This window comes from Caballeronia fortuita, assembly GCF_001544835.2.
GTDB lineage: Bacteria > Pseudomonadota > Gammaproteobacteria > Burkholderiales > Burkholderiaceae > Caballeronia > Caballeronia fortuita.
In genome coordinates, this window is sequence record NZ_FCNX02000002.1 from 288,929 (window position 1) to 312,528 (window position 23,600).

Here is a 23,600-nt window from a genome sequence, read left to right on the forward strand (position 1 = left end):
GAGGCCGCGTGTCCTTCATCTTCCCCGCATGATTACAAAGACCTTGTTCAGCCGCTTCGGCGCGCTTATGTTGCTCGCCTCGCTCAGCGTGTCCGCGCGCGCCGACGCCACGCTCGATCGCATCGCATCGCGTCACGAGATCGACGTCGGCGTGATGATCGCGGGCAGTCCGTTCGGCTCGCTCGATCCGCAGACGCAGCAACCGCGCGGCATCAACGTCGATCTCGCGAACGATATCGGCAAGAAACTCGGCGTCAAGGTCAATCTGGTGTCCGTGCAGCCTTCGACGCGCGTGCAGTTTCTTCAACAAGGCAAGGCCGACATCCTGATCGCCAACATGGAGTACACGCCGCAGCGCGCCGAAATTCTCGACTTCGTGCCGACGCCCTATTACCGTGTCGGCGGCACGGCGATCACGCCGAACAACAGCGGCATCACGCGCTGGGAAGATCTGCGCGGCAAGCCGGTCTGCATCTCGCAGGGCAGCAGTTATATCCGGCCGATCGTCGAGCGCTATGGCGCGGTGCCGCACGCGTTCCCCGGCGCGTCGCAATCGCTGCTCGCGCTGCGCGGCGGCAGTTGCGTGGCGGCCGTGCACGACGCCGCGCCGCTGCTCTATCCGCTGCAACAGCACGATCCCGAATGGCGCGATTACCGGACCTTGCAGCCGGAGCTGATTCCGGCGTCGTCGGTGATCTGGGTGCGCCAGGGCGAAAAGGACACGGCGGCGAAGCTGAACGGGATCGTCGAAGAGTGGCACCGAAGCGGCTTTCTGATCGCGTCCGAAGCGAAGGCGGGGTTGCCGCCGTCGCCCGCGCTGGTCGAATGGCATGCGAATCTGCCCAAAGGACCGTGAGATGGACGCCTCGCTGCATTCGATTCTCGCGGCGGCCGCGCGCGCCGGGTTCGACTTCCGCTTCCTGCTCGATGCCTACGAGCGCGATCCGTTCCTGCACGGCATCGTCGTGAGCATCGAAATCATCGTCGCGACGATGGCCGGCAGCGCGATCGCCGGGCTCGCGCTGCTCGTCGCGGTGCGCGGCCGGCGCGTCTGGCTCGCGAACGCCGCGCGCGCGTTCATCGAACTCACGCGAAGCACGCCGACGCTCGTGCAGTTGTATTGCGGATTTCTCGTGGTGAACATGCTCATCACGCAGTGGCTGCAGATGCATCACGTGGACAATCCGTTCAAGCCGTTCTTCTGGATCGTGCTGGTGCTGTCGCTGCACCAGGGCGCGTTTCATGCGGAGGCGCTGCGCGCCGGTTTCGATGCGCTGCCCGCGCAGACGATCGAAGGCGCCATGTCGCTCGGGCTGGACCGCAGGAGCCGCTTCTGGCGCATCGAACTGCCGCTCGCGCTGCGCACCGCGTTGCCGACGCTCGTCAACAACGCGGTCGAACTGGTGAAGGCGTCCGCGCTGGCATCGGCGATCGCGGTCGGCGACATCACGTATCAGTCGATCATGATCTGGACGCAGCGCGACAACGTGCTCGCGCTCATGGTCCTGATCCTCCTGTTCTACGGCGCGCTGACGTGGCTCGTGAGCCGCGCCGGGCGCTGGCTGGAACGTCGTCTATGGGTGCCCGGCTATGGCGCATGACACGCTCGCTCCTTCATCGGTGATCGCCGCTTCGCGCGGCAGGACGCGGCCGCTGTCCGGCTTCGCGTCGGGAACGGGCGCCATCGTCGGCGTGCTGGTGTTCGGCGCGCTGCTCTGGGCGATCGCGCCCGAATCCGGCTCGCGCCTCGACACGCTCAGGCAGCTCGTCGAATGGGCGCCCGCGCTCGCGCACGGCTTTTCGCTCAACATCCTCATCAGCCTGGGCGCGGTGGCGATCGGCACCGTCGCTGGCGTGGTCGCCGGTGCGATCGCGCTGTCGCGCTCGCTGGCCGGACGCATCGCGCGATGGTCGATCCAGGCGTTTCGCAATGCGCCGTGGCTCGTGCTGATCTACTTCACGACCTACGTGTTTCCCTTCGAGTTCACCGTGTTCGGCAAGACGTTGCCGTTCCCCGACTGGCTCAAGGTGACGCTTGCGCTGGCGCTGCCCGCGAGCGCGAACATCGCGGAAATCTTTCGCGGCGCGGTGGCCTCGACGCCGACGACGCAATGGGAGGCCGCGCAATCCCTCGCCTTCTCGCGGCGGCAAGTGCTCGTGCATATCGTGCTGCCGCAATGCGCGCGCCGCATGCTGCCGCCGTGGACCAACGTGTACGCGATCATCACGATGGGCACGGCGCTGTCGTCGCTCGTCGGCATCCATGATCTGATCGACACGGCGCAGATCGCGAGCAGCACGGTCGCGCGATCCAGCTTCACGGTGCTGACCTACGTCGCCACGCTCGTCGTGTTCTTCGCGTATTGCTATCCGATCTCGCGCTTCACCCGCTGGCTGGAACGCCGCATGAACGTCCAATGAACCGTCACATCGAATTGCCGGCATGACTTCCTATCCACTGCGCACGTTCGAAGACGTGCGCGAAACGCTGCTCTCGAAACGAGAGATCGCCCTGCTCGACGTGCGCGAGGAAGATCCGCACGCGCAGTGTCATCCGTTGTTCGCGGCGAATTTTCCGCTTGCCCGCATCGAACTCGATGCATACACCCGCCTGCCGCGCCGCGATGTGCCGATCGTGCTGCTCGACGACGGCGAAGGGCTCGCGGCGCGCGCCTTCGACAAGTTCACCGCGCTCGGTTTCAGCCAGGTCGCGTTGCTCGCGGGCGGACTCGACGGCTGGATTCGCGCGGGCGGCGAAGTCTTCCGCGACGTCAACGTGCCGAGCAAGGCGTTCGGCGAATTCGTGGAAGCGCGGCGGCACACGCCATCGCTTTCGGCCGAAGCGCTCGACGCCTTGCAAAAGAGCGGCGAGGATGTGGTCGTGCTCGACGCGCGCCGCTTCGAAGAGTACCGAACGATGAACATTCCCGGCAGTATCAGCGTGCCCGGCGCGGAGCTGGTGCTGCGCGCGCGTGCGCTCGCGCCCGATCCGGCGACCCGCATCGTCGTGAATTGCGCGGGCAGGACGCGCAGCATCATCGGCGCGCAGTCGCTCGTCAACGCGAAGCTGCCGAATCGCGTCGCGGCGCTGCGCAACGGGACGATCGGCTGGACGCTCGCGGGCATATCGCTCGAACACGGCAGCGAACGGCGCTTCGATACCGATGCCGGGCGCGATCCGCATACGCTCGAAGCATCGCGCCAGGCCGCGCTCGCGCTGGCGACCCGCGCGGGTGTGCGCCGCACATCGCTCGGCGAAGCGGCGCGCTGGGCCGCCGAAACATCGCGTACGACGTATCGCTTCGACGTGCGCACGCCGGATGAATACCAGGCCGGGCATGCACCTGGTTTTCAGGGCGCGCCGGGCGGCCAGCTCGTACAGGAAACGGAGATGTTCGCGCCGGTGCGCGGCGCGCGCGTCGTGCTCTTCGACGACGACGGCGTGCGTGCGAACATGACCGCGTCGTGGCTCGCGCAGATGAACATCGAAACCTATGTCGTCGATGGCGCGCATCGCGGCGATCTGACCGGGACCGGCGCGTATCGTCCCGAGCGGCCACAGCGCGCGCCTTCACGGACGATCACGCCGCATGCCCTCGCCGCGCTGCTCGCCGATGCATCGAACGGCGTCGTGCTGCTCGACGTCGCGCCGAGCGCGGATTTCGTGAAGTCGCATGTGCCCGGCGCGCACTGGATCCTGCGTTCGCATCTCGCGTCCGGTTACGACGATATGCGCGGTCTGCCCGACGCCAGGCAGTACGTGCTGACTTGCGGCACGGGCGCGCTCGCCTCGTTCGCAGCCGCCGATGTCGCCGCGCTGACCGGCAAGCCCGTTGCCGTGCTCGACGGCGGAAATGCGGCCTGGACGCGCGCCGGTCTGCCGGACGAGTGCGGCGAGAACAGGCTCGCGTCGCCGCGCATCGATCGTTATCGGCGTCCGTATGAGGGCGTCGGCAATGCACGCGAAGCCATGCAGGCCTATCTGGATTGGGAATACGGCCTCGTCGCGCAACTCGAGCGCGACGGCACGCACGGATTCTTTGTGATTTGACGACGGCGACGCCGAGCAGAATTTAAAGTGCGCATCTGAGCGGCGGCGCTGAAGCGACGAGTCCGTGTGCCACGGCGCGCAGAATCATCCCCTTCCCGTGGCACCGAAAATCGAGCGCGCGTGGACGCCGACCCGCTCCCGCGAAGCGGTACATCCCTTGCTGGCGTATGCTTCCAACGGCATACAGCCTCACATCCGAATCTTCCGGTGCGCGCAGATCGCGTCCTCAGGGCGACGCGCGCATCCGCGGATTCGCTCCACCAAACACCGTTATCCTCGATATTCACCTTCATGAACAAACGGGCACTCATTATCGGCGCGACCGGCATCGTCGGCGGCAATCTCGCGCAACATCTCCTTGCACGCGGAGGATGGAACGTCACCGGTCTTTCGCGCGGACGCACGAAAGCGCCCGACGGGGTCGAATCCGTCATCGCCGATCTCACTTCTGCGCAATCCGTGACGGACGCGCTGCAAGGGCAGCATTTCAGTCACGTCTTCTTCACGGCATGGTCGCGACAGGCAACCGAGCGCGAGAACATTCGAGTGAACGGCGCAATGGTGCGCCACGTGCTGGACGCGCTCGGCCCTTCGGGCAAGCTCGAACACGCCGCGCTCGTCACGGGCCTCAAGCATTACCTCGGGCCCTTCGAAGCGTATGCGCGAGGCACTGTCCCGCTCACGCCGTTTCGGGAGGAGCAAGGCCGGCAGCCCGTCGATAACTTCTACTATGAGCAGGAAGACCGGCTATTCGAAGCCGCGCGTCGATATGACTTTGGCTGGAGCGTGCATCGGCCGCATACGATCATCGGTTTCGCGCTCGGCAATGCGATGAACATGGGCGTCACACTCGCCGTGTACGCAACGCTGTGCAAGGAGACGGGACAGCCTTTCGTGTTTCCCGGCTCGGCGGCGCAATGGAACAGTCTCACGGATATGACGGACGCACGACTGCTCGCGCGGCATCTCGAATGGGCGTCGACCTCGCCCAATGCGCGCAACGAGGACTTCAACGTCGTCAATGGCGACGTGTTCCGCTGGAAATGGATGTGGTCCCAGCTCGCGCAGTATTTCGGCATCGAGCCCGCGCCTTTCGACGGCGAGACACGCCCGCTCGAACACCGCATGCAGGACGCGGGCAGACGATGGACGGACATCGCGAGCCGCTATCAGTTGAAGGAAGCGAATATCGACAGGCTCGTGTCATGGTGGCATACCGATGCCGATCTCGGACGTCCGATGGAAGTGTTGACCGACATGGGCAAGAGCCGCAAAGCCGGCTTTCTCGATTATCAGTCGACGCCGGATGCCTTCTTCGCCCTCTTCGATCAATTGAAGCAAGAACGGATCATTCCTTCCTAGACGCGTAATGGGGCGCTACGCTCAGCGCCCCGTCGACGGCGGTACAGCACTTCCTGATACGAGCGCGCGGGGCTCAACGTTCAATGCGAGATGCTCTCGAGCGAGCGTCCGAGCGTGCGCGGTCCCATCAGGCCGATGGACAGCATCACGAGCAGCATCGCGCCCGCGATGAAGCCGAACACGCCGGTCACGCCCGCTTCCTTCAGCACGAACGCGATCACGAACGAACTGAACACCGCCGACAGCCGGCTCCACGAGTAGACGAAGCCGACGGCCCGCGCACGGATCGCCGTCGGATAAAGCTCTTGCTGATAGGTGTGATACGTGAACGAGATAATGTTGCCCGCGAGCGTGAGCAGCACGCCGAGCGTGACGATCATCACGGCTGCCGACGCCTGGCTGAACAGCAGGCCTGCCACGATATTCACGCCCGCCATGAATACGATCACATGCTTGCGTTCGAAACGATCGGCGATCCAGTAGCCGAGCAACGGACCGACAGGCGCGGCAAGCCCGATCACGGTCGTATAAAGCAGGCTCGACGTGACCGTCACGCCTTGTTTGACGAGCAAGGTCGGCACCCAGTTGGCGAAACCATAGAAGCCGACCGTCTGAAAGATATGGAAGATGATGAGCATGATCGTGCGCGTGCGATACGGCGGTTTCCACATATCGGCGAAACCGGCCTTGCGCGCGATCGGATCGGACGGACCCGGCTCGGGCAGCGGCTTGCCGTGCTGACGCGCCACCGTTTCTTCCAGACGGCGCAGCACCGCATCGGCTTCGTCGAAGCGGCCCTTGCTCGCGAGCCAGCGCGGGCTTTCCGGCAGGTTGCGACGGAAGTACCAGACGAAGCACGCGCTCACGCCGCCTGCCAATGCGACCCAGCGCCAGCCGTCGAAGCCGAACGGTGCGTGCGGCACGAGCAAATACGAAAGAAACGCGACGACCGGCACGGCCGAAAAACCGATCGCCTGACACACGGCGAACGCCCTGCCGCGAAGATGTTTCGGTGCGAGCTCCGACATATACGTGCCGATGGTCACGAGCTCCACGCCGATGCCGATCCCCGACACGAAGCGCCAGAAGTTGAGCCAGAGCGCCGTATCCTGGAACGCCATCACGGTATTCGCCGCGACATACCAGAGCAGCGAATACGTGAAGATCGCGCGGCGTCCGTATCGGTCGGCGAGAAAGCCGCACGCGATCGTGCCGATGAACAGGCCGCAGAACAGTGCCGCGATGAAGCTCGCGACGCCGGTCGTGCCGAAGAGTCCCGCTGTCGTCGATGTGAGAATGCCGCTCTTCACGAGACCCGGCGCGACGTAGCCCGTGAAGAGCAGATCGTAGAGTTCGAAGAAGAAGCCGAGGCTCAGCAGGAAGACGAGCTTCCACACCGCGCGCGTCGCGGGAAGACGATCGAGGCGCGCCGAAATGCCCGCCGTGTCCGCGATGGCGGGCGCATCCGTTAGTGCGCGGCCGGCGGCGTCGTCCAGACGCGAAGTGCCCTGCATGATGGCCATTGCTGTCTCCTGTATGTATTTTGATGCCGCATCGATGGCGGCTCGGTACTGCTCATGCGTCTACTTCGTGAAGCGTTCCTGCAACTCCGCGAACGATGCGATACGTCCTGCGAGCGCACTCGCGGCGACCGTCGGCGGACTCGCGAGCCACACTTTGCCCGGCCCCGAGCGGCCCGGAAAATTTCGATTGATCGCGCTGATAGTAACCTGTTCCGCTTGCGTCGATGAACCCGGTCCGCAGTTCGCGCACGCGCCGCACGATGGTTGAAGCAGAATCGCGCCGACGCGTTCGAAGGCATCGATATAGCCTTGCGCGATGCAATAGTCGCGCACGTCCTGCGTGCCGAATTGCAGATACAGCTTCACGTGCCCGGGCACGCGCAGGCCGCGATGCGCCGCCCACGCGAGTACATCATGATAATGATCGAAGTCTTCGCGCTTGCCCGCCGTGCATGAACCGCCATAGGCGATATCGATGCCGGGCCTTTCATCGAGCGTTGTCAGCGCGATGCCGTTGCCGGGGTCGCCGGGCGCGGCGAGCATCGGCGTGAGGCGCGCGCAATCGATCCCGATGACATCGGCGTAGCGCGCGCCTTCATCGCTTCGCATCCACGGTTCGATGATGAAGTCGATACCGCGCCGCTCCCTCAGAAAGCGCACGGTTTCATTGTCGGGTGCGACGATGCCCGTGAAGCCGCCGAGTTCGGCGGTCATGTTGGTGAGCGTCGTGCGCTCGTCGGTCGACAGGCTCGCGATAGCCGTGCCCGCGAACTCGAATACCTTGCCGACGCCCGCGCCCGCGCGGATGCGCGCATCCGCCAGCAGATGAAGCACGATGTCCTTCGCGGTGACGCCCGGCGCAACCGGCCCCGATAGATCGATGCGCAACGTTTGCGGCACGGTCATGCGCACCGCGCCCGTTACGAACGCGTTCGCCATATCGGTCGTGCCGACGCCGAACGCCACGCAACCCAGCGCCCCGCTATGCGGCGTGTGCGAATCCGTGCCGGCCACGACTTGTCCCGGCAATGCGTAGCGCTCGGCCATCATCGCGTGCGAGATGCCTTCGGAGCCTTCGTCGAGTTCGCTGTTTGCTTCGCTCAGATAGCCGTGATTGCGCACGCCGTAATCGCGCGCGAACGTGCGATGCGCGTCCGACAACTCACGCACGTTCGGAAGCAAGCCATTCTTCACATGCAGTTCGCTGCGATGCGAATACGAAAGATGATCCTCGAACGCGATCATGCTGCGCGGCTCGTGCAGCGTGAGCGGACGGCCGAACGTCGCGTGCAGCATGTGCGCGGCCATGCCGGTGTAATACTCGTGGATGAAGCGCCAGTCGGCGCGCACGAAGATGCCGTTGCCCGCTTCGAGCGATGCATTGGTCACATCGGTCGTCAATGCGTGGCGCGCGAGAATTTTTTCGACGAGGGTGCGCGGCGCATCATCGTCCGATGCTCCGCCGATGTTCACGCGCTGCATATGCAACTGGCCGAATCGCAGCAGACCGCCGCTCTTCAGGATCGCCGCCGCGAGCGGATCGCGACCGGCGACGAGTTCATCGATATCGATCTTCTCGCCGCGCCGGATGCGTTCGATCAGGCCGAAGTCCGTCGACGTGAAAAGCCCGAGATTGTCCGCGTTCTGCCGGTAGATCCGCTCGAAGCTGCGCGCGATGACGAGACGAATGCCCGCGCTATATTCCGCGAGCGGGCTATGCTCGCGCGACGATCCCTTCCCATAGCGATTGCCCGCGACCGTCACCTGAAAGCGGCCCGCGCGCACGGCATCGTGGCCGACTGGATTGCGCCCGCCCGCATGAAAGCCCACATACGGACATTGACCGAGACGCTCGTCGAAACGTGTGAGCACGCTGATCGGCGTGATCTCGTCGGTGGATACGTCGTCGCGCAGTGCGCCGGCTTCATCGAGCGTCAGGTCGATGCCCGCGAGTTGCCGCTCGACCTTCGCCGGGTCCGAGGCGAGAAACAGGATTCGCCCGCTCACATCCAGATTGGCCATCGCATTCTCCTTCGCTGCCAATGTAGATGCCCACGCGCGCGAGCCGGAAGTGTTGTTTCGGCAATGGGGCCATCGCGAGATGCGATGTCCGCATTAACCCCTATTCAACCCGCATTAACTCTCGTCGACGAGCATGTCGATCAGCGCCTGCACCGCCTTCAGGCGCGGATACTTGCGCGGCGCATGCACGTTCAGGCGTCTGCCGCTGCCCCAAGGCTCGCGCAACGGCACGCGAACGAAGCCGCGCGTGCCCGCGAACGCCGATGCCGCGCTCGTCGGCACGATGCCGATGCCGAGGCCCGCTTCGACCATGCGGCATTGCGCATCGAAGCTGTTGACGGTGACGCTCACGTTGAGCGGCACGCGCGCGGCATCGGCGTGTTCCTTCAAGGTCTGATCGAGCGAGCCGCCCGCCTGCAACGCGACGAGGGCAAAGCGCGTCACTTCGGCGAAGCTCAACGCGTTCGCCTGCGCGAGTTCATGGCCGGGCGGCAGAACGACCATCAGCGGATCGTCGACGAAGTGCCATGATTCGAGACCCGCGTGCGTCGTCGCGCTCGCCGAGATGCCGACGTCCGCGCGATCGTCGAGACACGCGCGTATCACTTCGTCGCTGATCTGTTCGGTCAACGCGATATCGACGAGCGGATAACGCGCCTTGAACATCGTGAGACGCTCGGGCAGAAAGCCGACGATCGCCGATGCGTTCGCGAAGAGACGCACGACGCCCGCAATCTGGCCGCTCATCGACTGCACTTCGCGCGCCATGCTTTCGAGCTGGCCGTGAATCGAACGCGCGCTCGCATACGCGTGCTGTCCCGCCTCGGTCAGTTGCACGCCCGAAGGCGAGCGAATCAGAAGCGCGGCGCCGATGGCCGCTTCGAGATCCGCGATACGCCTGCTCAACGCCGATGGCGCGATGTGACCGCGACTCGCCGCGCGCGCGATCGATCCCTCTTCGACGACCGCGATGAAGAGTTCGAGACTATAGGGATCGATACGCATCGTCGTCGTACTTACTGCGCGCTGGTCAGCGACGTGATGATGGCATACGCCGCCTTCACGCGTTCCTCGTTCGGGATGTTCCGGTTCGCCAGCATGACGATGCCCACGCGCGCCTTCGGCACGAACGCGATATACGCGCCAAAGCCGTTGGTCGAGCCGGTCTTGTTGATCCACACGTCGTCGCGCGGCGCTTCTGGCGGATCGATGCGCGTGACGGGCGTCGCGTTCAGGATCATCGAAGCTGCGTTACCGTCGAGCAGCGATTGCAATTGGACCGGATACGGATACTGCTCCCAGATGAGGTCCTGCGTCATCGGGCCGGCCTGAAAATAGCCCGTATGCGTGGCATCGACGGCGCGCTGGAATGCCGGATCGATGCGGACCATGTTCATGTTGATCTGCAGAAAGCGCGTCATGTCGGACGCCGTCGTTCTCACGCCATACGCTTCCGATGAAAGCACGCCGCCTTTCATGCGGATCGGCGTGTCGTCCTTCGCATAGCCTTGCGCGTAGTCGCGCTCTTTCGTCGCGGGTACGTGCATATAACTATGCTTCAGGCCGAGCGCGGGAAAGAGGCGCGTCTGCATCAACGCATCGAAGTCCTGCTTCATGCTGCTCGCGGTGATAAGCCCCAGCGTGCCGATGCCCGGATTCGCATAGGTGCGGATCGTGCCGGGCGGCTTCGACGGACGCCACGTCCTGAAGTACTGCATCAACTTATCGTTGTCGCTGACTTCGTCGGGCACTTGCAGCGGCAGGCCGCCCGGCGTGTGCGTGCCGAGATTCAGAAGCGTGACTTTGCCGAACTCCGCGCCATCGAGCGACGGAAGATACTTGCTCACCGGATCGTTCAAAGAAAGATCGCCTTCGATCTGCGCATAGGACGCGAGCGTCGCGGTGAACGTCTTGCTGATCGAGCCGAGTTCGAAGAGCGTATCGCGCGTGACGGGCTGCTTCGTCGCTTTCGATGCCACGCCGTAGTCGAACACATACGGCTTGCCGTCGACGACGACGCCCACCGCCATGCCGGCGATGCCGTTGCGCGTCATCAAGGGCTCGATAGTGCGATCGACCGTTGCTTCGATGCTCGATGCATCGCTTGCGTGCGCGGTGCCCGACATCGCGCTCAAGGAAAAAATGGCTGCCGCAAGAAGACGCGGCGCGCAGAGCTTCATCGTACGAATCCCTTATTGTGGTTGTTGCTTGAGAGGCATCGCGCTTCAGCGGCGTGCGCGGCGCCGGCCCGCCGCGAAATCGTCCGCGAGCGGCACGGACGAGAACAGCAGCAGCAAGGCGGCGAGCGAAACGGTCGTCGCGAAACCGAGATGCGCGAAGCCGACCGCGCCCGCGAAACCGCCGGAGATGAACATCGCGAAGAGCGCGCTCAGCAGCATGAGACGCGTGTGATTGGCGCGCACGTAGCCGGCGTCGTCGCGCGCGATGCCACGGTTCCAGTAAAGGCTCTTGCCAATCTCGATGCCGATGTCGGTCACGAGGCCCGTCACGTGCGTCGTTCGTATCTCGGCCTTCGATATCTTCGTGATCATCGCGTTTTGCAGCCCCATCACGAAGCACAGCAACGCGACCGTCAGCGGCACGTCCCACACGCGATGCGTTTCGAGGTTCGCGCCGAGCACGCCGAACACGAGCAAAAGCGCGGCTTCGAGCAGGAGCGGCGTGGCGAACACGCTATGCGCGCGCCGCTGCCGTCCCCAGTTGATGAGCAGCGCCGACGTCGCCGCACCGCTCAGAAACGCACCGACTGCGCCGATCGCGGAGAACACGAGCGCGATCTGGCCGAGCACGAGATTATCCGCGATGGAAGACACGAGCCCCGACATATGCGACGTGTATTGCCCGACGGCGAGAAAGCCGCCCGCGTTCGCCGCACCCGCGACGAACGCAAGCGCGCAGCCCAGACGCCGGTTGGCGGTATCGGTGCGGCTGGGCGAGGTTAAACCCCGGAGATAGGCGATCGGCATGGCGGCGCGGGCGGGATGATCGAGCCGAAAAGATAGCACGACAATTCGCCTGTCCGGACGTGCCTGCCGTACGCTAACTGAAAGAAAAACATTAGTCGATAGCATGCTAACGAATATAGTTTCTCGCTATAATCCCGCCGCATGAACCATCTCGACTTCCTGCGCCGCTCGGTGAGCAGCACGCTCGTGCTTGCCGCGCGACGCTGGCGCCGCACGAGCCACGGCGTGCTCGCCTCGTACGGCGTGTCGGAGGCGTGCGCCGTGCCGCTTCTCACGGCCAACCGGCTCGGCGAGGCGGTGCGTCAGGTGACGCTCGCGGAGCATGTCGGCATCGAAGGGCCGTCGCTCGTGCGGCTGCTCGATCAGCTTTGCGCGGCGGGTCTCGTGCGCCGCGACGAAGATCCGGAAGACAAGCGCGCGAAGACGATCACGCTCACCGACGAAGGCCGCGCCGTCACCGCGCGCATGGAAGAGCGCCTAGTCACGCTGCGCGCGCGGCTGCTCAAGGGCGTGAGCCGGGAAGATCTGGAAACGACCTTGCGCGTGCTCAACGTGTTCAGCGCGTCACCGGATGCGAAGCTGCTCGCGGCGCTCGAAGCGCTCGACCAGCCTGCGAAGCCCGCCCGCGCAACGGGCAAGCGCGGAGCCTAGCGCCATGTCCTTTCCCTCCGCGCGCGAGTGGCTCTTTTCCGCGAAGACCTTCGCCGCCGCGATGATCGCGCTCTACATCGGGCTCAGGCTCGAATTGCCGCGTCCCTATTGGGCGATGGCGACCGTCTACATCGTGTCGAATCCGTTCGTCGGCGCGACGCGCTCGAAGGCGCTGTATCGCGCGCTCGGCACGATGATCGGCGCGGCGGGCGCGGTGCTGATCGTGCCGCCCTTCGTCGAATCGCCGTTTCTCTTCAGCGTGATCGTCGCGCTATGGACCGGTACGCTGCTCTATCTGTCGATGTTCGATCGCAGCGCGCGCAGCTATGTGTTCCTGCTCGCGGGCTACACGCTGCCGCTGATCGCGCTGCCCGCCGTGACGAATCCGACCACCGTCTTCGATCTCGCGATCACGCGCACCGAAGAGATTTTGCTCGGCATCGTGGTGGCGAGCATCGTCGGCAGCGTGGTGTTTCCGAGCCGCCTCGCGCCAACGCTCATCGAACGAACGGACGCATGGTTCCGCGACGCCGCCTTCTATGCGAGCGAAACGCTCTCGGGACATATCGCGGGCGCGTCGATATCGGCGGCGCGCCAGCGGCTTGCGACGACCGTCAATGGCCTCGAATTCCTGTTGAGCCAGTTGACCTACGATCACACACGGCCCGACATCATCCGTCGCGCGCGTGCATTGCAGGGCCGGATGCAGATATTCCTGCCACTGATTTCGTCGATGGCCGATCCGCTCATCGAACTGGTCGCGAAGCACGGCAAGCATCCTGAAGGACTCGAAGCGCTCTTGAACGAAGTGGCCGCGTGGGTCGGCTCGCCCGCGCCGCGCGCGAAGGAAGATGTCGAAGACGAGCGCGCACCCGACGCCTTCCGCGAGCGCATCGCCGCAATGCGGCCATCGGTCGAAACGCTCGCGAACGCGGACAGCGCGCTGCTTTCGAACGCGCTATGGCGTCTGGGTCAGGTGATCGACGTATGGCAGGACATTCGCGCGCTGCGCGCGGCCATTCTCAACGAGACGAGTGAATGGCGTCCGCACTTTCGTCATTGGCGTCTCGGCGGCACGGCGCGCTTTTTCGATCGCGGCATGATGCTCTTCTCGACGGGCGTCGCGGTGAGCGCGATCATCGTCGCGTGCGGGCTGTGGATCGAATCCGGCTGGAACGATGGCGCGGGCGCCGTGACGCTCGCCGCCGTCGCGTGCTGCTTTTTCGCCGCGCTCGACGAGCCCGCGCCGCAAGTGTTCACGTTCTTTCTCGCGACTTGCCTGAGCGTCGTGCTCGCGGGCCTCTATGTGTTCGCCGTGTTGCCGCACGTGCACGATTTCCCGATGCTCGTCGTGATCTTCGCGGTGCCCTTTCTCATCATCGGCACGCTCATTCCGCGTCCGCGCTTCACGCTCGTGACGATGCTCACCGCGGTCAACACCGCGACGTTCATCAGCATTCAGAGCGCCTACGAAGCGGACTTCTTCGTGTTCATCAACAGCAATCTCGCGGGCGTCGCGGGCCTGCTCTTCGCGTTCATCTGGACGCGCATGACGCGGCCCTTCGGTGCGGAGCTCGCGGCGGCGCGTCTCACGCGTTCGGCGTGGGCGGATATCGTGGTGAGCGCGTCGGCGGCGGAAGTGATCGAGGATCAGCGCAATCTCTATGCACGCATGCTCGACCGTCTGATGCAACTGCTGCCGCGTCATGCGGCAACCGACTCGCATCGTCATCCGTCGATCGAGAGCTTCCGCGATTTTCGCGTCGCGCTCAATGCGCTCGATCTGCGCCGCACGCGCCGCAAGCTGCCTGTCGAGATTCAATCGTCCGTCGACGCCACGCTCGATGCCTTGCGCCGCTACTTCGAATCGTGCATCGCGCGGCGCGCACGCCAGCCCGTGCCGCCCGACCTGATTCGCAGCATCGACACGGCGAGCGCGCAGGTCACGTCACGCGCCATCACGCAGTCGCAGGATGTCGTCGCGGAGAAATGGCTGCGCGATACGCTGCACGCGCTCGTGGGCATGCGGCTGTCGCTGCATCCGCCCACGACGCAGGAAGAGCCGGCATGATCTTCGTCATTCATTCTTCATCGGAACGCCCTACATGATCGGCGAAATCGACATTCTCGGCGTGTTCGTGCCCGCCGTGCTCGTGCTGATGTTCATCGCCTATCTGTTGAATCTGGCGATCCGCAACGTGCTCGCGCGCGTCGGCTTCTATCGTTTCGTGTGGCACCGTTCCATCTTCGATCTCGGCATCTATGTTCTGGTGCTGGGCGTTGTCGTCATCGTTTCGCAGCGGCTCATCTCGTGAAAAAAACCTGGTTTTCTCTCGGACAGATTCTGCTTACGCTCATCGTCGTCGCGATTGCGTGCGTCGTGTTGTGGAAGCTCGTCGACTACTACATGTTCGCGCCGTGGACGCGCGACGGCCACGTGCGCGCCGATGTCATCCAGGTCGCGCCCGACGTCTCCGGCCTCATCACCGAAGTGAAGGTCGCCGACAATCAGCAGGTGAAGAAAGGCGACGTGCTCTTCGTGATCGATCAGGCGCGTTACGCGCTCGCGCTGCGCAACGCGCAGGCCACCGCGCAGCAACGCCGCGCCACGCTCGATCAGGCGCGCCGCGAAGACGTGCGCAATCGCGCGCTCGGCAATCTCGTCGCGCGCGAAGTGGTCGAGGAAACGCATTCGCGTGTCGAGCAGGCGGCCGCCGCGCTCGCCGATGCCGACGTCGCCATCGATACCGCGCGCCTCAATCTGCAGCGCACGGAGATCGTGAGTCCCGTCGACGGCTATCTGAACGATCGCGCGCCGCGTGCCGGCGAATTCGTATCGGCGGGACGCGCAGTGCTGTCGGTCGTGGACATGCATTCGTTCCGCGTCGATGGTTACTTCGAGGAAACGAAGCTCGGCGGCATCGATGTCGGTCAACCCGTCGACATCAAGGTGATGGGCGAGCCCGGCATTCTGCGCGGCCACGTGCAGAGCATCGTCGCCGCCATCGAGGATCGCGACCGTCAGCAAAGCCCGAGTCTTCTGCCGAACGTGAATCCCGCGTTCAGCTGGGTGCGTCTTGCGCAGCGCATTCCGGTGCGCGTGACGCTCGATGAGATCCCCGCCGATTTCCGCATGATCGCGGGCCGCACGGCGACGGTATCGGTGCACGGCATCGGGCCGAGCATCGGCAGGCGCGCTGCATCGGAAACGTCTCCGGCTTCCGCGCCCGCGCCGACGTCGAGCACGTCGAGAACATCGGGCGCATCGCAATGAAAGCCATCGCCATTGCGGCAAGCGCGGCCGTCGCGCTCATCGGCTGCACGACCGTCGGACCGAACTACACCTTGCCCGATCACGCCGCGATCAACGCGCCGTATGCGAACGCGGCCATCGACGGCGCGGATCAGGCGCCCGTCACGCAAGGCGAAGTGCCGGTCAAATGGTGGCGTCTCTATGACGATCCCGTCGTCGATCAACTCGTCACGCAAGCACTCGCATCGAACGCGGATCTGCGCGTAGCCGCCGCGAATCTCGCGCGTTCGCGCGCCGAAGTCGAGTTCGCGAACAAGCAAGGCGGTTTCTCCGGCAAGGCATCGGCCGCGTTCCAGCGCGCGCAGGAATCGGCGGAGCAATATCTGTTGTCGGAGAAGCTTCCCGTCGTGAATGAAGGCGCGCTCGATCTGTCCATCTCCTACGAGATCGATCTCTTCGGCAAGCTCAGGCGCGGCGTAGAAGCGGCGAATGCGGACGACGAAGCCGTCGAGGCTGCGCAGGATCTCGCCCGCATCACGGTGGTTGCGGATGTCGTGCGCGCGTATGTTGAAGCGTGTTCGGCGGGCGAAGAGCTGGACATCGCGCAGAAGTCGCTCAACTTGCAGAAGCAGCGCGTGACGCTCACGCGGCGTCTGCGCGATGCGGGCCGCGGCAATCAGTCGGAAGTGACGCGCGGACAGACGCAGGCCGATACGCTCGCCGCCGACATCCCGCGCTTCGTCGCACGCCGTCGAGTCGCGCAGTATCGGCTTGCGATGCTGCTTGCCCGCGCACCGTCCGACTTGCCCAAGGCGGCCCTCGGCTGCAAGAAGCTGCCGAAGCTGCGCGCGCCAATTCCCGTCGGCGATGGCGCGGCCTTGCTAAAGCGCCGTCCCGATGTGCGCGAGGCGGAGCGGCAACTCGCATCGTCGACGGCGCGCATCGGTGTCGCCACGGCGGCGCTGTATCCGTCGGTGAGTCTCGGTGCATCGGTGGGATCGGTCGGTGTCGCGGAAGACCTGTTCGGCGCGAACACGAATCGCTGGGCGTTCGGGCCGCTCATCAGCTGGAGCTTTCCGATCAACGGTCAGCGCGCGCGCGTGCGTCAGGCGGAAGCATCGACGAGCGGCGCGCTCGCACGCTTCGACGGCGTCGTGCTGAAGGCGTTGCAGGAAACGCAGAGCAGCCTCGCGACATATGCATCGGATACCACGCGCGCCGACGCATTGCGCACCGCGTATCAGTCCGCGATTCAATCCGCCGACGAAACCAACCGCCTGTATCGCGCGGGACGCGAGTCCTTCCTCAACGATCTCGATGCGACGCGCACGCTCACCGGCGTCGCCGCACAGGTCGCGGCGGCCGAAGGTCAGGTCGCGATCGATCAGGTGAATCTCTTTCGCGCGCTCGGCGGCGGCTGGCAGACCGACGAGACACTCGCGCAGAATGGCAAGGGCAAGTAACGCGCGTGCGAGGGTTGACGCACGGCGAAGCCGTCGACGGCAATCGGGCACGTGTGCACCGCGAGATCGTGCCGTGACTCGCATCGGTCATGCAGATGCGAGCCACTTGGATTGCATCGTCGCGCATGGGCTCTTAGGGCTTGCTATCGCCGATGGCCTCGAGACGCAAAGCGACTATCGCTTTCTGCCGGGCATGTCACCCGGCTGAACATGGGGCCTTCTTCTGCCAATCGAGGTGAACGACGTGCGGCACGGGCGTTCAGCGCGGGATCGATAAGCACGAGCGAGAGCCGTCCGGGCTGGAGCATCGTCGTGCTGCCGTCCGACCGGGCGGCTTACCGTGCCGCTCGACTGAACGCGCACAGCTAAGTCTCGCATAAGGTTCGCGCGCTACGATCGGCGGCTTCCACGTAGCCAGCGAACCTGCCGCATGCACTCACTCGAAGCGCTCAACCACGCGTGGTTTCTCGCGATCAACGCAACAACCGACACGCCTCACTGGCAGATCGATGTCGCGCTCGCAATCGCGAACGATCTGCTCTATCTCGTTCCAGCACTGCTCGCGTTGCTGTGGCTCTTTGGCGATCACCGTCAGCGAAGCGCGGCGATTCGCGCGTGCTGCGTCGCGTTGCTCGCGCTCGGACTCAATCAACTGATCGGCATGGTATGGATGCATCCGAGGCCGTTCATGATCGGACTCGGCCATACGTTCATCGAGCATGCGCCGGATTCGTCGTTTCCGAGCGATCACGCGACCTTGTTCGCAAGCGTCGCGTTGACGTTCCTGCTCGCGGGGCTGAGGCGCTGCGGCTTGGCCGTTGCGCTTGCGGGCGTCTTGATCGCATGGGCGCGGGTGCGTATAGGCGTGCATTTTCCTCTCGATATGCTCGGTGCCGTTGGCGTCTCGTGTGTCGCGTATGCCATCGTTGCGCCGCTCTGGGCGCGCGCGGGCGATGCGTTGATGCGACTGTTGATCGTGCTCTACCGCAAGCTGTTGTCGTGGCCGATACGGCGCGGCTGGCTCGCGCCTTGAAACGCGATGCCGGAAGGATCGTGAACTGCCGGACGTATCAGACGCAGACGCGTTCGGCCATCGTGCCGAGAAAGTCTACGAAGTCCGCCGCGGGCATCGGACGGCTCAGCAGAAAGCCTTGCATCTGATCGCAATCGAGTTCACCGAGCGTGCGAAATTGCGACTCCGTCTCCACACCTTCCGCGACGACTTCGATCTGCAACGCGCGCGCAAGCGCCACTACGGCCGACAGCAACGCGCTGCCGCGCTGTCCGGCCGAATCGAGATCGCGCACGAACGAGCCGTCGATCTTGATCTGATCGAAGCGAAAGCGCTGCAGATAGCCGAGGCTCGAATAGCCCGTGCCGAAATCGTCGACGGCGACCGCATAGCCGCGCAACTGCAACGCTTCGATGGTGCGGCTCGTCTTGTCGACGTTCTGCATCGCGGTCGTTTCAGTGATCTCGAACATGAGCCGTGACGGATCGACGCCCGCCGCCGCGAGCAGCGCGTCGATGCGCCCGACGAGATCGGGGACGTTGAACTGGATCGCCGAAAGATTCACCGATACCGAAATCGCGGGCAAGCCTTGCGCATCCCACATCGCGATGTTGCGGCACACTTCGCGCAGCACCCATTCCCCGATCTCGACGATGAGGCCCGAGCGCTCCGCCATCGGAATGAATTCGAGCGGCGCGATATCGCCGAGTTCAGGATGACGCCAGCGTATCAACGCCTCGACGCCCGTCACCGATTGCGACGCGACGCTGAACTTCGGCTGAAACGACACGCTCAGTTGATGCTCGCTCAGCGCGCGATGCAGGTCGCGCTGCAGGATCAGCGATTTGAGCGCCGTGTGATTCATCTGCGGTTCGAACACGCGATACGTGTTGCGCCCGCTCTGCTTCGCCGCGTACATGGCGGCATCGGCGCTGTGGAGCAGTTCATCGGCATTGGCGCCATCGCGCGGATGAATGGCAATACCGATGCTCGCGCTCACTCGCAACGGCAAGCCGTTGACGACGATCTCCTGCGACAGCCGCCGCAATACGCCATTGGCGACCGCCACCGCCGACGCGATCTCCACCGCGTTCTCGACGACGATCACGAATTCGTCGCCGCCCAGCCGCGCGACGATATCCGTATGACGCAAATCCTGTCGCAAGCGTTGGGCGCAGACTTTCAGCAGATCGTCGCCGACGCCGTGGCCGAGCGAATCGTTGATCGACTTGAAGCCGTCGAGATCGACGAACAGCACCGCGAACGGCGATGCGCGGCGCGCGCTGTCATCGATCGACTGCGCGATATGCAGCGCAAGCTGCTGACGGTTCGGCAGGTTCGTAAGTGCGTCGTGCGTGCCGAGATAATGCAACTGGCGGTTCGCGCGCTTCAGCGAGATCGACAGGCTGCTCGTATGAGAGCCGAGCAGCGCGAGCGTGCCGACGAGCACGATGGACGACATCGCCGTGACGGCGAGCGCAAGCCAGTTCGCGTCGAGCTTGGCATCGGCGAGACACAGGCTGCCCGAAGCGAAGTTGGCCGCGTTCATGCCGAGATAGTGCATGCCCGTGATCGCGACCGCCATGATCGAGGCCGCGCCGAGCCGCTTGACGACGAGGTTCTCCACATTCGACGCGCGCAGCGTGAATGCAAGCCAGAGCGCGGCCATCGACGCGACGATCGCGACGGCCAGCGAAAGCGCCAGCTTCCAGAAGGTGTAGTCGATGCCGGGCGACATCTGCATCGCCTGCATGCCGGTGAAGTGCATCGCGGCGACGCCCGCGCCCATGATCGTGCCCGCGACGACGAGCCGCGCGCGCGACAGCGCGCCCCGGCTCGCGGTGGCGAGTGCGAGAAACGACACGCCGATGGCGAGCACGAGCGAGGCCGCAGTGATGGAGAAATCGTAGCCGACGGCGATAGGCAGCGAGAACGCGAGCATGCCGATGAAGTGCATCGACCAGATGCCGACGCCCATCGACACCGCGCCGCCTGCAAGCCATATTGGGCGGCGTTTCGCGCTCGCGAGCGCATTGAGGCCGCCGGAAAGCTCCATCGCCGTGTACGACGCGAGGAACGCGACGACCAGCGACAGGCAGACCAGCAGCGGATTGTAGATCCCAGTCATCGGCTCTCTCTCGTGTTTCGTATCAGTCTTTAGCGACTGCTTTTTCTTTCTTGCGCACCGACTCGGTTTCGCCTCACGCCGCGTTGGAGCGCGGCGCTTGGTTCCCCTTGCCTATCGGCGCGCACCCGGAAAACTTGAGTCCGGCGTGGCGCAGAGTGATCGTCGAGGCCGACAGGCGCATGTAAGCAAACTTAGTTCGGATCGCAAATCAATTTGGCCCGCCGATCAGGCGTCGACCGCATTCGTCTGCGGTTTTCCTCCTTGCCGATATCCCGGCGAATGCCTTATAAAGTGTGTGGCCGCACGTGTCCCGCAAGAGGCATCGAACGAAGGAACGGAGGAAATCGATGGTTCGGCTCGTGATGATTCTTCTCGGCGTCGAGTATTTGCGTACGCGCTGGCGCGCGGTGCTGACGCTCGGCTTGCTCAGCATCGCGCTCGGCGGCGTCATTTTCATCGACGCGCTCGACGGCTCGCTCTACTTTCCCATCGTCCCGTTCGTGCTGATGATGCTGCTCGAAGGGCTCGCGACGCTCGCCGTCGCCTGGACCGGCATGGGCGGTCAACGCAAGCTGCGCTATGTGAAAGGCGCAACATTCTGCCTGTCGGCGCTGCTCGTCCTGTTCGGCGGCGAGCACGGCAACTTCGTGCTGTCGCTCATCTTCGGCACGCTCTTTCTCGTCGACGGCGCGCTGCAGATCGTCTCGGCGCGCGTGGTGCGCTTTCGCAAATGGCGTCTCGCGATGGCGGGCGGCGTGCTCGAAATCGCCATCGCAATCTTCTTTTATCAGCCTTATCCCGATCATTACGCGGGCACCGTCGCGTACTGCGTCGCCTTCGGGCTTTTCTTCGGCGGCTGGAACATGATCCTGCTTGCCGCGCGCGTGCGGCGCATGGCGGCGAATCCGGCTGTCGAAGGCATTGCCGATCCGGCCTCGCAAAGCGGCACGCCGCCCGCCGCGTCGCCGTTCGCGGGCGCGGTCTGGGACGGGCCGCCCGCGCCCGGCGAGGCGGCACTGACCGTGCATGTGTGGACGCCCGTCGGCACGGCGAAGTCGCAGCCGCGAAGGCAGTTGATCGTCGATCGCTATATCGCCGCCGTCGACAGGAACGGCACCATTTCGACCGGGCACGCCGCGCTCGAGACACCCGAAGGCGTGTACATCAGCCTGTATCCCGCGGTCGAGATCGACCGCTCGCCTAACGAATTCAGCCGCACGCTGCGCGCGACGCGCGAGAACGACGTGCCCGGCCTGTTCCAGCCCGACTACGAAACCGAATCGAAAGCATGGTGCCCGTCGACGCAGCAGGTGCGCATCCGCAACTACGATCCGGCGCGGCTTGCGCGCTTCTGGCAGGAGTATCGGCGCGATGCCACGTACAACCTCACGTATCGCAACTGTTCGAGTTCCGTGGCGCGGGCGCTGGAAGCGGCGATCGAAGGCGCGTCGGCGCGCGCGTGGGGCAAGGGCGGCGGCTGGAAGCCGCTCGTGCGCATCATGACGACGCCCGAGTTATGGGTCGCCGCGCAAGTGCGCAAGCGCGCCGCGACAATGGCGTGGACGCCCGGCCTCACGCTCGACTATGCGCGCGCGCTCAGCATGCTCGCGGATCCGCGGCACTCGGGCTGGGTGAAGATGGCGCGCATCGCGGTCGCGACGATGTATCGATCGCGGCAGCGCTGGCGCGCCGAGGAGCAGGCAGCGGCGGAGCAGCGCACCGGCTGAGTGCCGCTGCGATCCGCCGGCGTGCTATTCGCCGGTCTTGTCGGCTGTCTTGTCGGCTGTCTTGCGCGAACGGCCGCCGCGCGACGACGACTTGCGTGCTGGCCTTTCTTCCTTCGGCTCGACAACCGCTTCGGCGGCCGGTGCGATGTTGTCCTGAGGCGCCTCGGCATTGCTCTGCTTCGCCGCGGTCTTGCGCGCACGACGCGGCGCAGCGCGTTTTTTCGGCGCGGGGTCCGGCGCGAGCTCCGGCGCGGATTCCGCGACCGGTTCGGCTTGCGGCGCGGGCGCTTCCGGTTCGACATGCGCCGGCGCTTCTTGCGCGACCGCGACTGCATCCGGCGAGGGTGCGGGCACCGAACCGCGCGCCGCCTTCCTCGCGCCGCGCTTCTCCTTGCGCCTGCCGTTCGACGCGCCTTCGTGTTCCTTCACGGCCGGCTCATTGGGCCTCACGTCGATCGGGGCAAGCTGAACGGATTGCATCGGCTGCACCGTTTGAGACGTCTGAGCGGAGCGAAAAACGAACGCGCCGGATTTATCGTCGCGGCCTACTTCCAGCAAGCCGCGCGATTGCGCCTCATCGAGCAGATTGCCGAACGCGCGAAAGCCGTACTGCGTCTCGCTGAAGCCCGGCTTGCGCCGCTTGATCGCGCTCTTCAATACCGACGCCCAGATCTTGCCGCTCTCGCCGCGCTCCGAGGCGAGCGCCTCGAAAGTCTCGACCGCGATCGCGATCGCCTGCGACTTGCGCGACTCCGTCTCCTGCTTCGGCTGCCGCTCTTCGTCGGGCGCGCGCTTCGTTTCGCGCTGCTCGCGCTTGGCGATAGCGCGTTGCTGCTCGCGCACGAGGTCGTCGTAGAAGATGAATTCGTCGCAGTTCGCGACGAGCAGATCGGACGTCGACTGCTTCACGCCCACGCCGATGACCTTCTTCGCGTTCTCGCGCAGCTTCGACACGAGCGGCGAGAAGTCGGAATCGCCGCTGATGATGACGAAGGTATCGACGTGCGATTTGGTGTAGCAAAGATCGAGTGCATCGACAACGAGGCGGATATCGGCGGAGTTCTTGCCCGACTGGCGCACGTGCGGAATCTCGATCATCTCGAAGCTGGCTTCGTGCATCGCCGATTTGAAGCCCTTGTAGCGATCCCAGTCGCAATAGGCCTTCTTCACGACGATGCTGCCTTTCAGCAGCAGGCGTTCGAGTACGGGTCGGATATCGAATTTCTCGTACTTCGCGTCGCGAACGCCTAGCGCGACGTTCTCGAAATCGCAGAACAACGCCATGCTGACGCTTTCCTGAGGTCCAGCCATGTGATGACTCTCCAGCCCGTGCGGCATGTTTGAATGCGCACATGATAGCTTGTCGGCAGCGAGGTATCAGATCGGGAGATGGCCGGGCGCGGTGCGCCCTCGAGACGAGA

Annotated in this window: 19 protein-coding genes and 1 pseudogene; 13 read left to right on the forward strand and 7 right to left on the reverse strand. The window is 64.6% G+C overall.

What is annotated here, in order from left to right:
* Positions 1–28 precede the first annotated feature (28 nt).
* The 5 genes from AWB77_RS05585 to AWB77_RS05605 all read left to right on the forward strand — a co-directional run bounded on the left by AWB77_RS05585 (position 29) and on the right by AWB77_RS05605 (position 5,413).
* Complete coding sequence (locus AWB77_RS05585; protein WP_061133396.1) at positions 29–856, forward strand: transporter substrate-binding domain-containing protein; 828 nt, start codon at positions 29–31, stop codon at positions 854–856.
* 1 nt (position 857) lies between these two features.
* The gene (locus tag AWB77_RS05590; protein ID WP_061133397.1) at positions 858–1,601 is read left to right on the forward strand and encodes an amino acid ABC transporter permease; all 744 of its coding nucleotides are present in this window, start codon (positions 858–860) and stop codon (positions 1,599–1,601) included.
* Positions 1,591–2,421 carry an amino acid ABC transporter permease gene (locus AWB77_RS05595; protein WP_061133398.1) on the forward strand — a complete coding sequence of 277 codons (831 nt, stop codon included), beginning with the start codon at positions 1,591–1,593 and terminating at the stop codon, positions 2,419–2,421. Before AWB77_RS05590 ends, AWB77_RS05595 begins: the two co-directional genes overlap by 11 nt.
* Before the next feature lie 22 nt (positions 2,422–2,443).
* Positions 2,444–4,051, forward strand: coding sequence for a rhodanese-like domain-containing protein (locus AWB77_RS05600; protein ID WP_061133399.1), 1,608 nt, complete (start codon positions 2,444–2,446; stop codon positions 4,049–4,051).
* A 291-nt stretch (positions 4,052–4,342) separates the two neighbouring features.
* Positions 4,343–5,413 carry an SDR family oxidoreductase gene (locus tag AWB77_RS05605; protein ID WP_061133400.1) on the forward strand — a complete coding sequence of 357 codons (1,071 nt, stop codon included), beginning with the start codon at positions 4,343–4,345 and terminating at the stop codon, positions 5,411–5,413.
* Positions 5,414–5,493: 80 nt separating this feature from the next.
* Here AWB77_RS05605 and AWB77_RS05610 read toward each other — a convergent pair whose 3' ends face one another.
* The 5 genes from AWB77_RS05610 to AWB77_RS05630 all read right to left on the reverse strand — a co-directional run bounded on the left by AWB77_RS05610 (position 5,494) and on the right by AWB77_RS05630 (position 11,945).
* On the reverse strand, positions 5,494–6,936 hold the full coding sequence (locus AWB77_RS05610; protein ID WP_061133401.1) for an MFS transporter: 1,443 nt from the start codon (positions 6,934–6,936) through the stop codon (positions 5,494–5,496).
* Between the two features lie 60 nt (positions 6,937–6,996).
* Positions 6,997–8,958 carry an aconitase family protein gene (locus AWB77_RS05615; protein ID WP_061133402.1) on the reverse strand — a complete coding sequence of 654 codons (1,962 nt, stop codon included), beginning with the start codon at positions 8,956–8,958 and terminating at the stop codon, positions 6,997–6,999.
* A 114-nt stretch (positions 8,959–9,072) separates the two neighbouring features.
* A complete protein-coding gene (locus tag AWB77_RS05620; protein WP_061133403.1) occupies positions 9,073–9,963 on the reverse strand; it encodes a LysR family transcriptional regulator in 891 nt (296 codons plus the stop codon).
* A gap of 11 nt (positions 9,964–9,974) precedes the next feature.
* Entirely contained in the window at positions 9,975–11,138 is a 1,164-nt protein-coding gene (gene ampC / locus AWB77_RS05625; protein ID WP_061133404.1) for a class C beta-lactamase, read from the reverse strand.
* A 45-nt stretch (positions 11,139–11,183) separates the two neighbouring features.
* The gene (locus AWB77_RS05630) at positions 11,184–11,945 is read right to left on the reverse strand and encodes a YoaK family protein (RefSeq protein ID WP_061133405.1); all 762 of its coding nucleotides are present in this window, start codon (positions 11,943–11,945) and stop codon (positions 11,184–11,186) included.
* Between the two features lie 141 nt (positions 11,946–12,086).
* On the opposite strand from AWB77_RS05630, the gene AWB77_RS05635 reads away from it, so the two are divergent.
* From AWB77_RS05635 to AWB77_RS05660, 7 genes and pseudogenes are all read left to right on the forward strand, one after another.
* Positions 12,087–12,596 (forward strand): MarR family winged helix-turn-helix transcriptional regulator, encoded by a 510-nt coding sequence (locus AWB77_RS05635; RefSeq protein WP_061133406.1) that lies wholly within the window; start codon positions 12,087–12,089, stop codon positions 12,594–12,596.
* Positions 12,597–12,600: 4 nt separating this feature from the next.
* Positions 12,601–14,667 (forward strand): FUSC family protein, encoded by a 2,067-nt coding sequence (locus AWB77_RS05640; protein WP_061133407.1) that lies wholly within the window; start codon positions 12,601–12,603, stop codon positions 14,665–14,667.
* 34 nt (positions 14,668–14,701) lie between these two features.
* Entirely contained in the window at positions 14,702–14,911 is a 210-nt protein-coding gene (locus AWB77_RS05645) for a DUF1656 domain-containing protein (RefSeq protein ID WP_008348368.1), read from the forward strand.
* Positions 14,908–15,870 carry an efflux RND transporter periplasmic adaptor subunit gene (locus tag AWB77_RS05650; protein WP_061133408.1) on the forward strand — a complete coding sequence of 321 codons (963 nt, stop codon included), beginning with the start codon at positions 14,908–14,910 and terminating at the stop codon, positions 15,868–15,870. Before AWB77_RS05645 ends, AWB77_RS05650 begins: the two co-directional genes overlap by 4 nt.
* Positions 15,867–17,312, forward strand: coding sequence for an efflux transporter outer membrane subunit (locus tag AWB77_RS05655; RefSeq protein WP_096031091.1), 1,446 nt, complete (start codon positions 15,867–15,869; stop codon positions 17,310–17,312). Before AWB77_RS05650 ends, AWB77_RS05655 begins: the two co-directional genes overlap by 4 nt.
* 88 nt (positions 17,313–17,400) lie before the next feature.
* Positions 17,401–17,639 (forward strand): annotated as a pseudogene (locus tag AWB77_RS37405) (acyl dehydratase); the annotation flags it as partial.
* Positions 17,640–17,742: 103 nt separating this feature from the next.
* Positions 17,743–18,345 carry a phosphatase PAP2 family protein gene (locus AWB77_RS05660; RefSeq protein ID WP_061133410.1) on the forward strand — a complete coding sequence of 201 codons (603 nt, stop codon included), beginning with the start codon at positions 17,743–17,745 and terminating at the stop codon, positions 18,343–18,345.
* A gap of 37 nt (positions 18,346–18,382) precedes the next feature.
* On the opposite strand, the gene AWB77_RS05665 is transcribed toward AWB77_RS05660, so the two are convergent.
* Positions 18,383–20,452, reverse strand: a complete 2,070-nt coding sequence (locus tag AWB77_RS05665) for a putative bifunctional diguanylate cyclase/phosphodiesterase (RefSeq protein ID WP_061133411.1) — start codon at positions 20,450–20,452, stop codon at positions 18,383–18,385.
* 347 nt (positions 20,453–20,799) lie between these two features.
* Here AWB77_RS05665 and AWB77_RS05670 point away from each other — a divergent pair, with 347 nt between their 5' ends.
* The gene (locus AWB77_RS05670) at positions 20,800–22,179 is read left to right on the forward strand and encodes an HdeD family acid-resistance protein (protein ID WP_061133412.1); all 1,380 of its coding nucleotides are present in this window, start codon (positions 20,800–20,802) and stop codon (positions 22,177–22,179) included.
* Between the two features lie 24 nt (positions 22,180–22,203).
* On the opposite strand, the gene AWB77_RS05675 is transcribed toward AWB77_RS05670, so the two are convergent.
* On the reverse strand, positions 22,204–23,490 hold the full coding sequence (locus AWB77_RS05675) for an NYN domain-containing protein (RefSeq protein ID WP_074168850.1): 1,287 nt from the start codon (positions 23,488–23,490) through the stop codon (positions 22,204–22,206).
* Between the last annotated feature and the right edge of the window lie 110 nt (positions 23,491–23,600).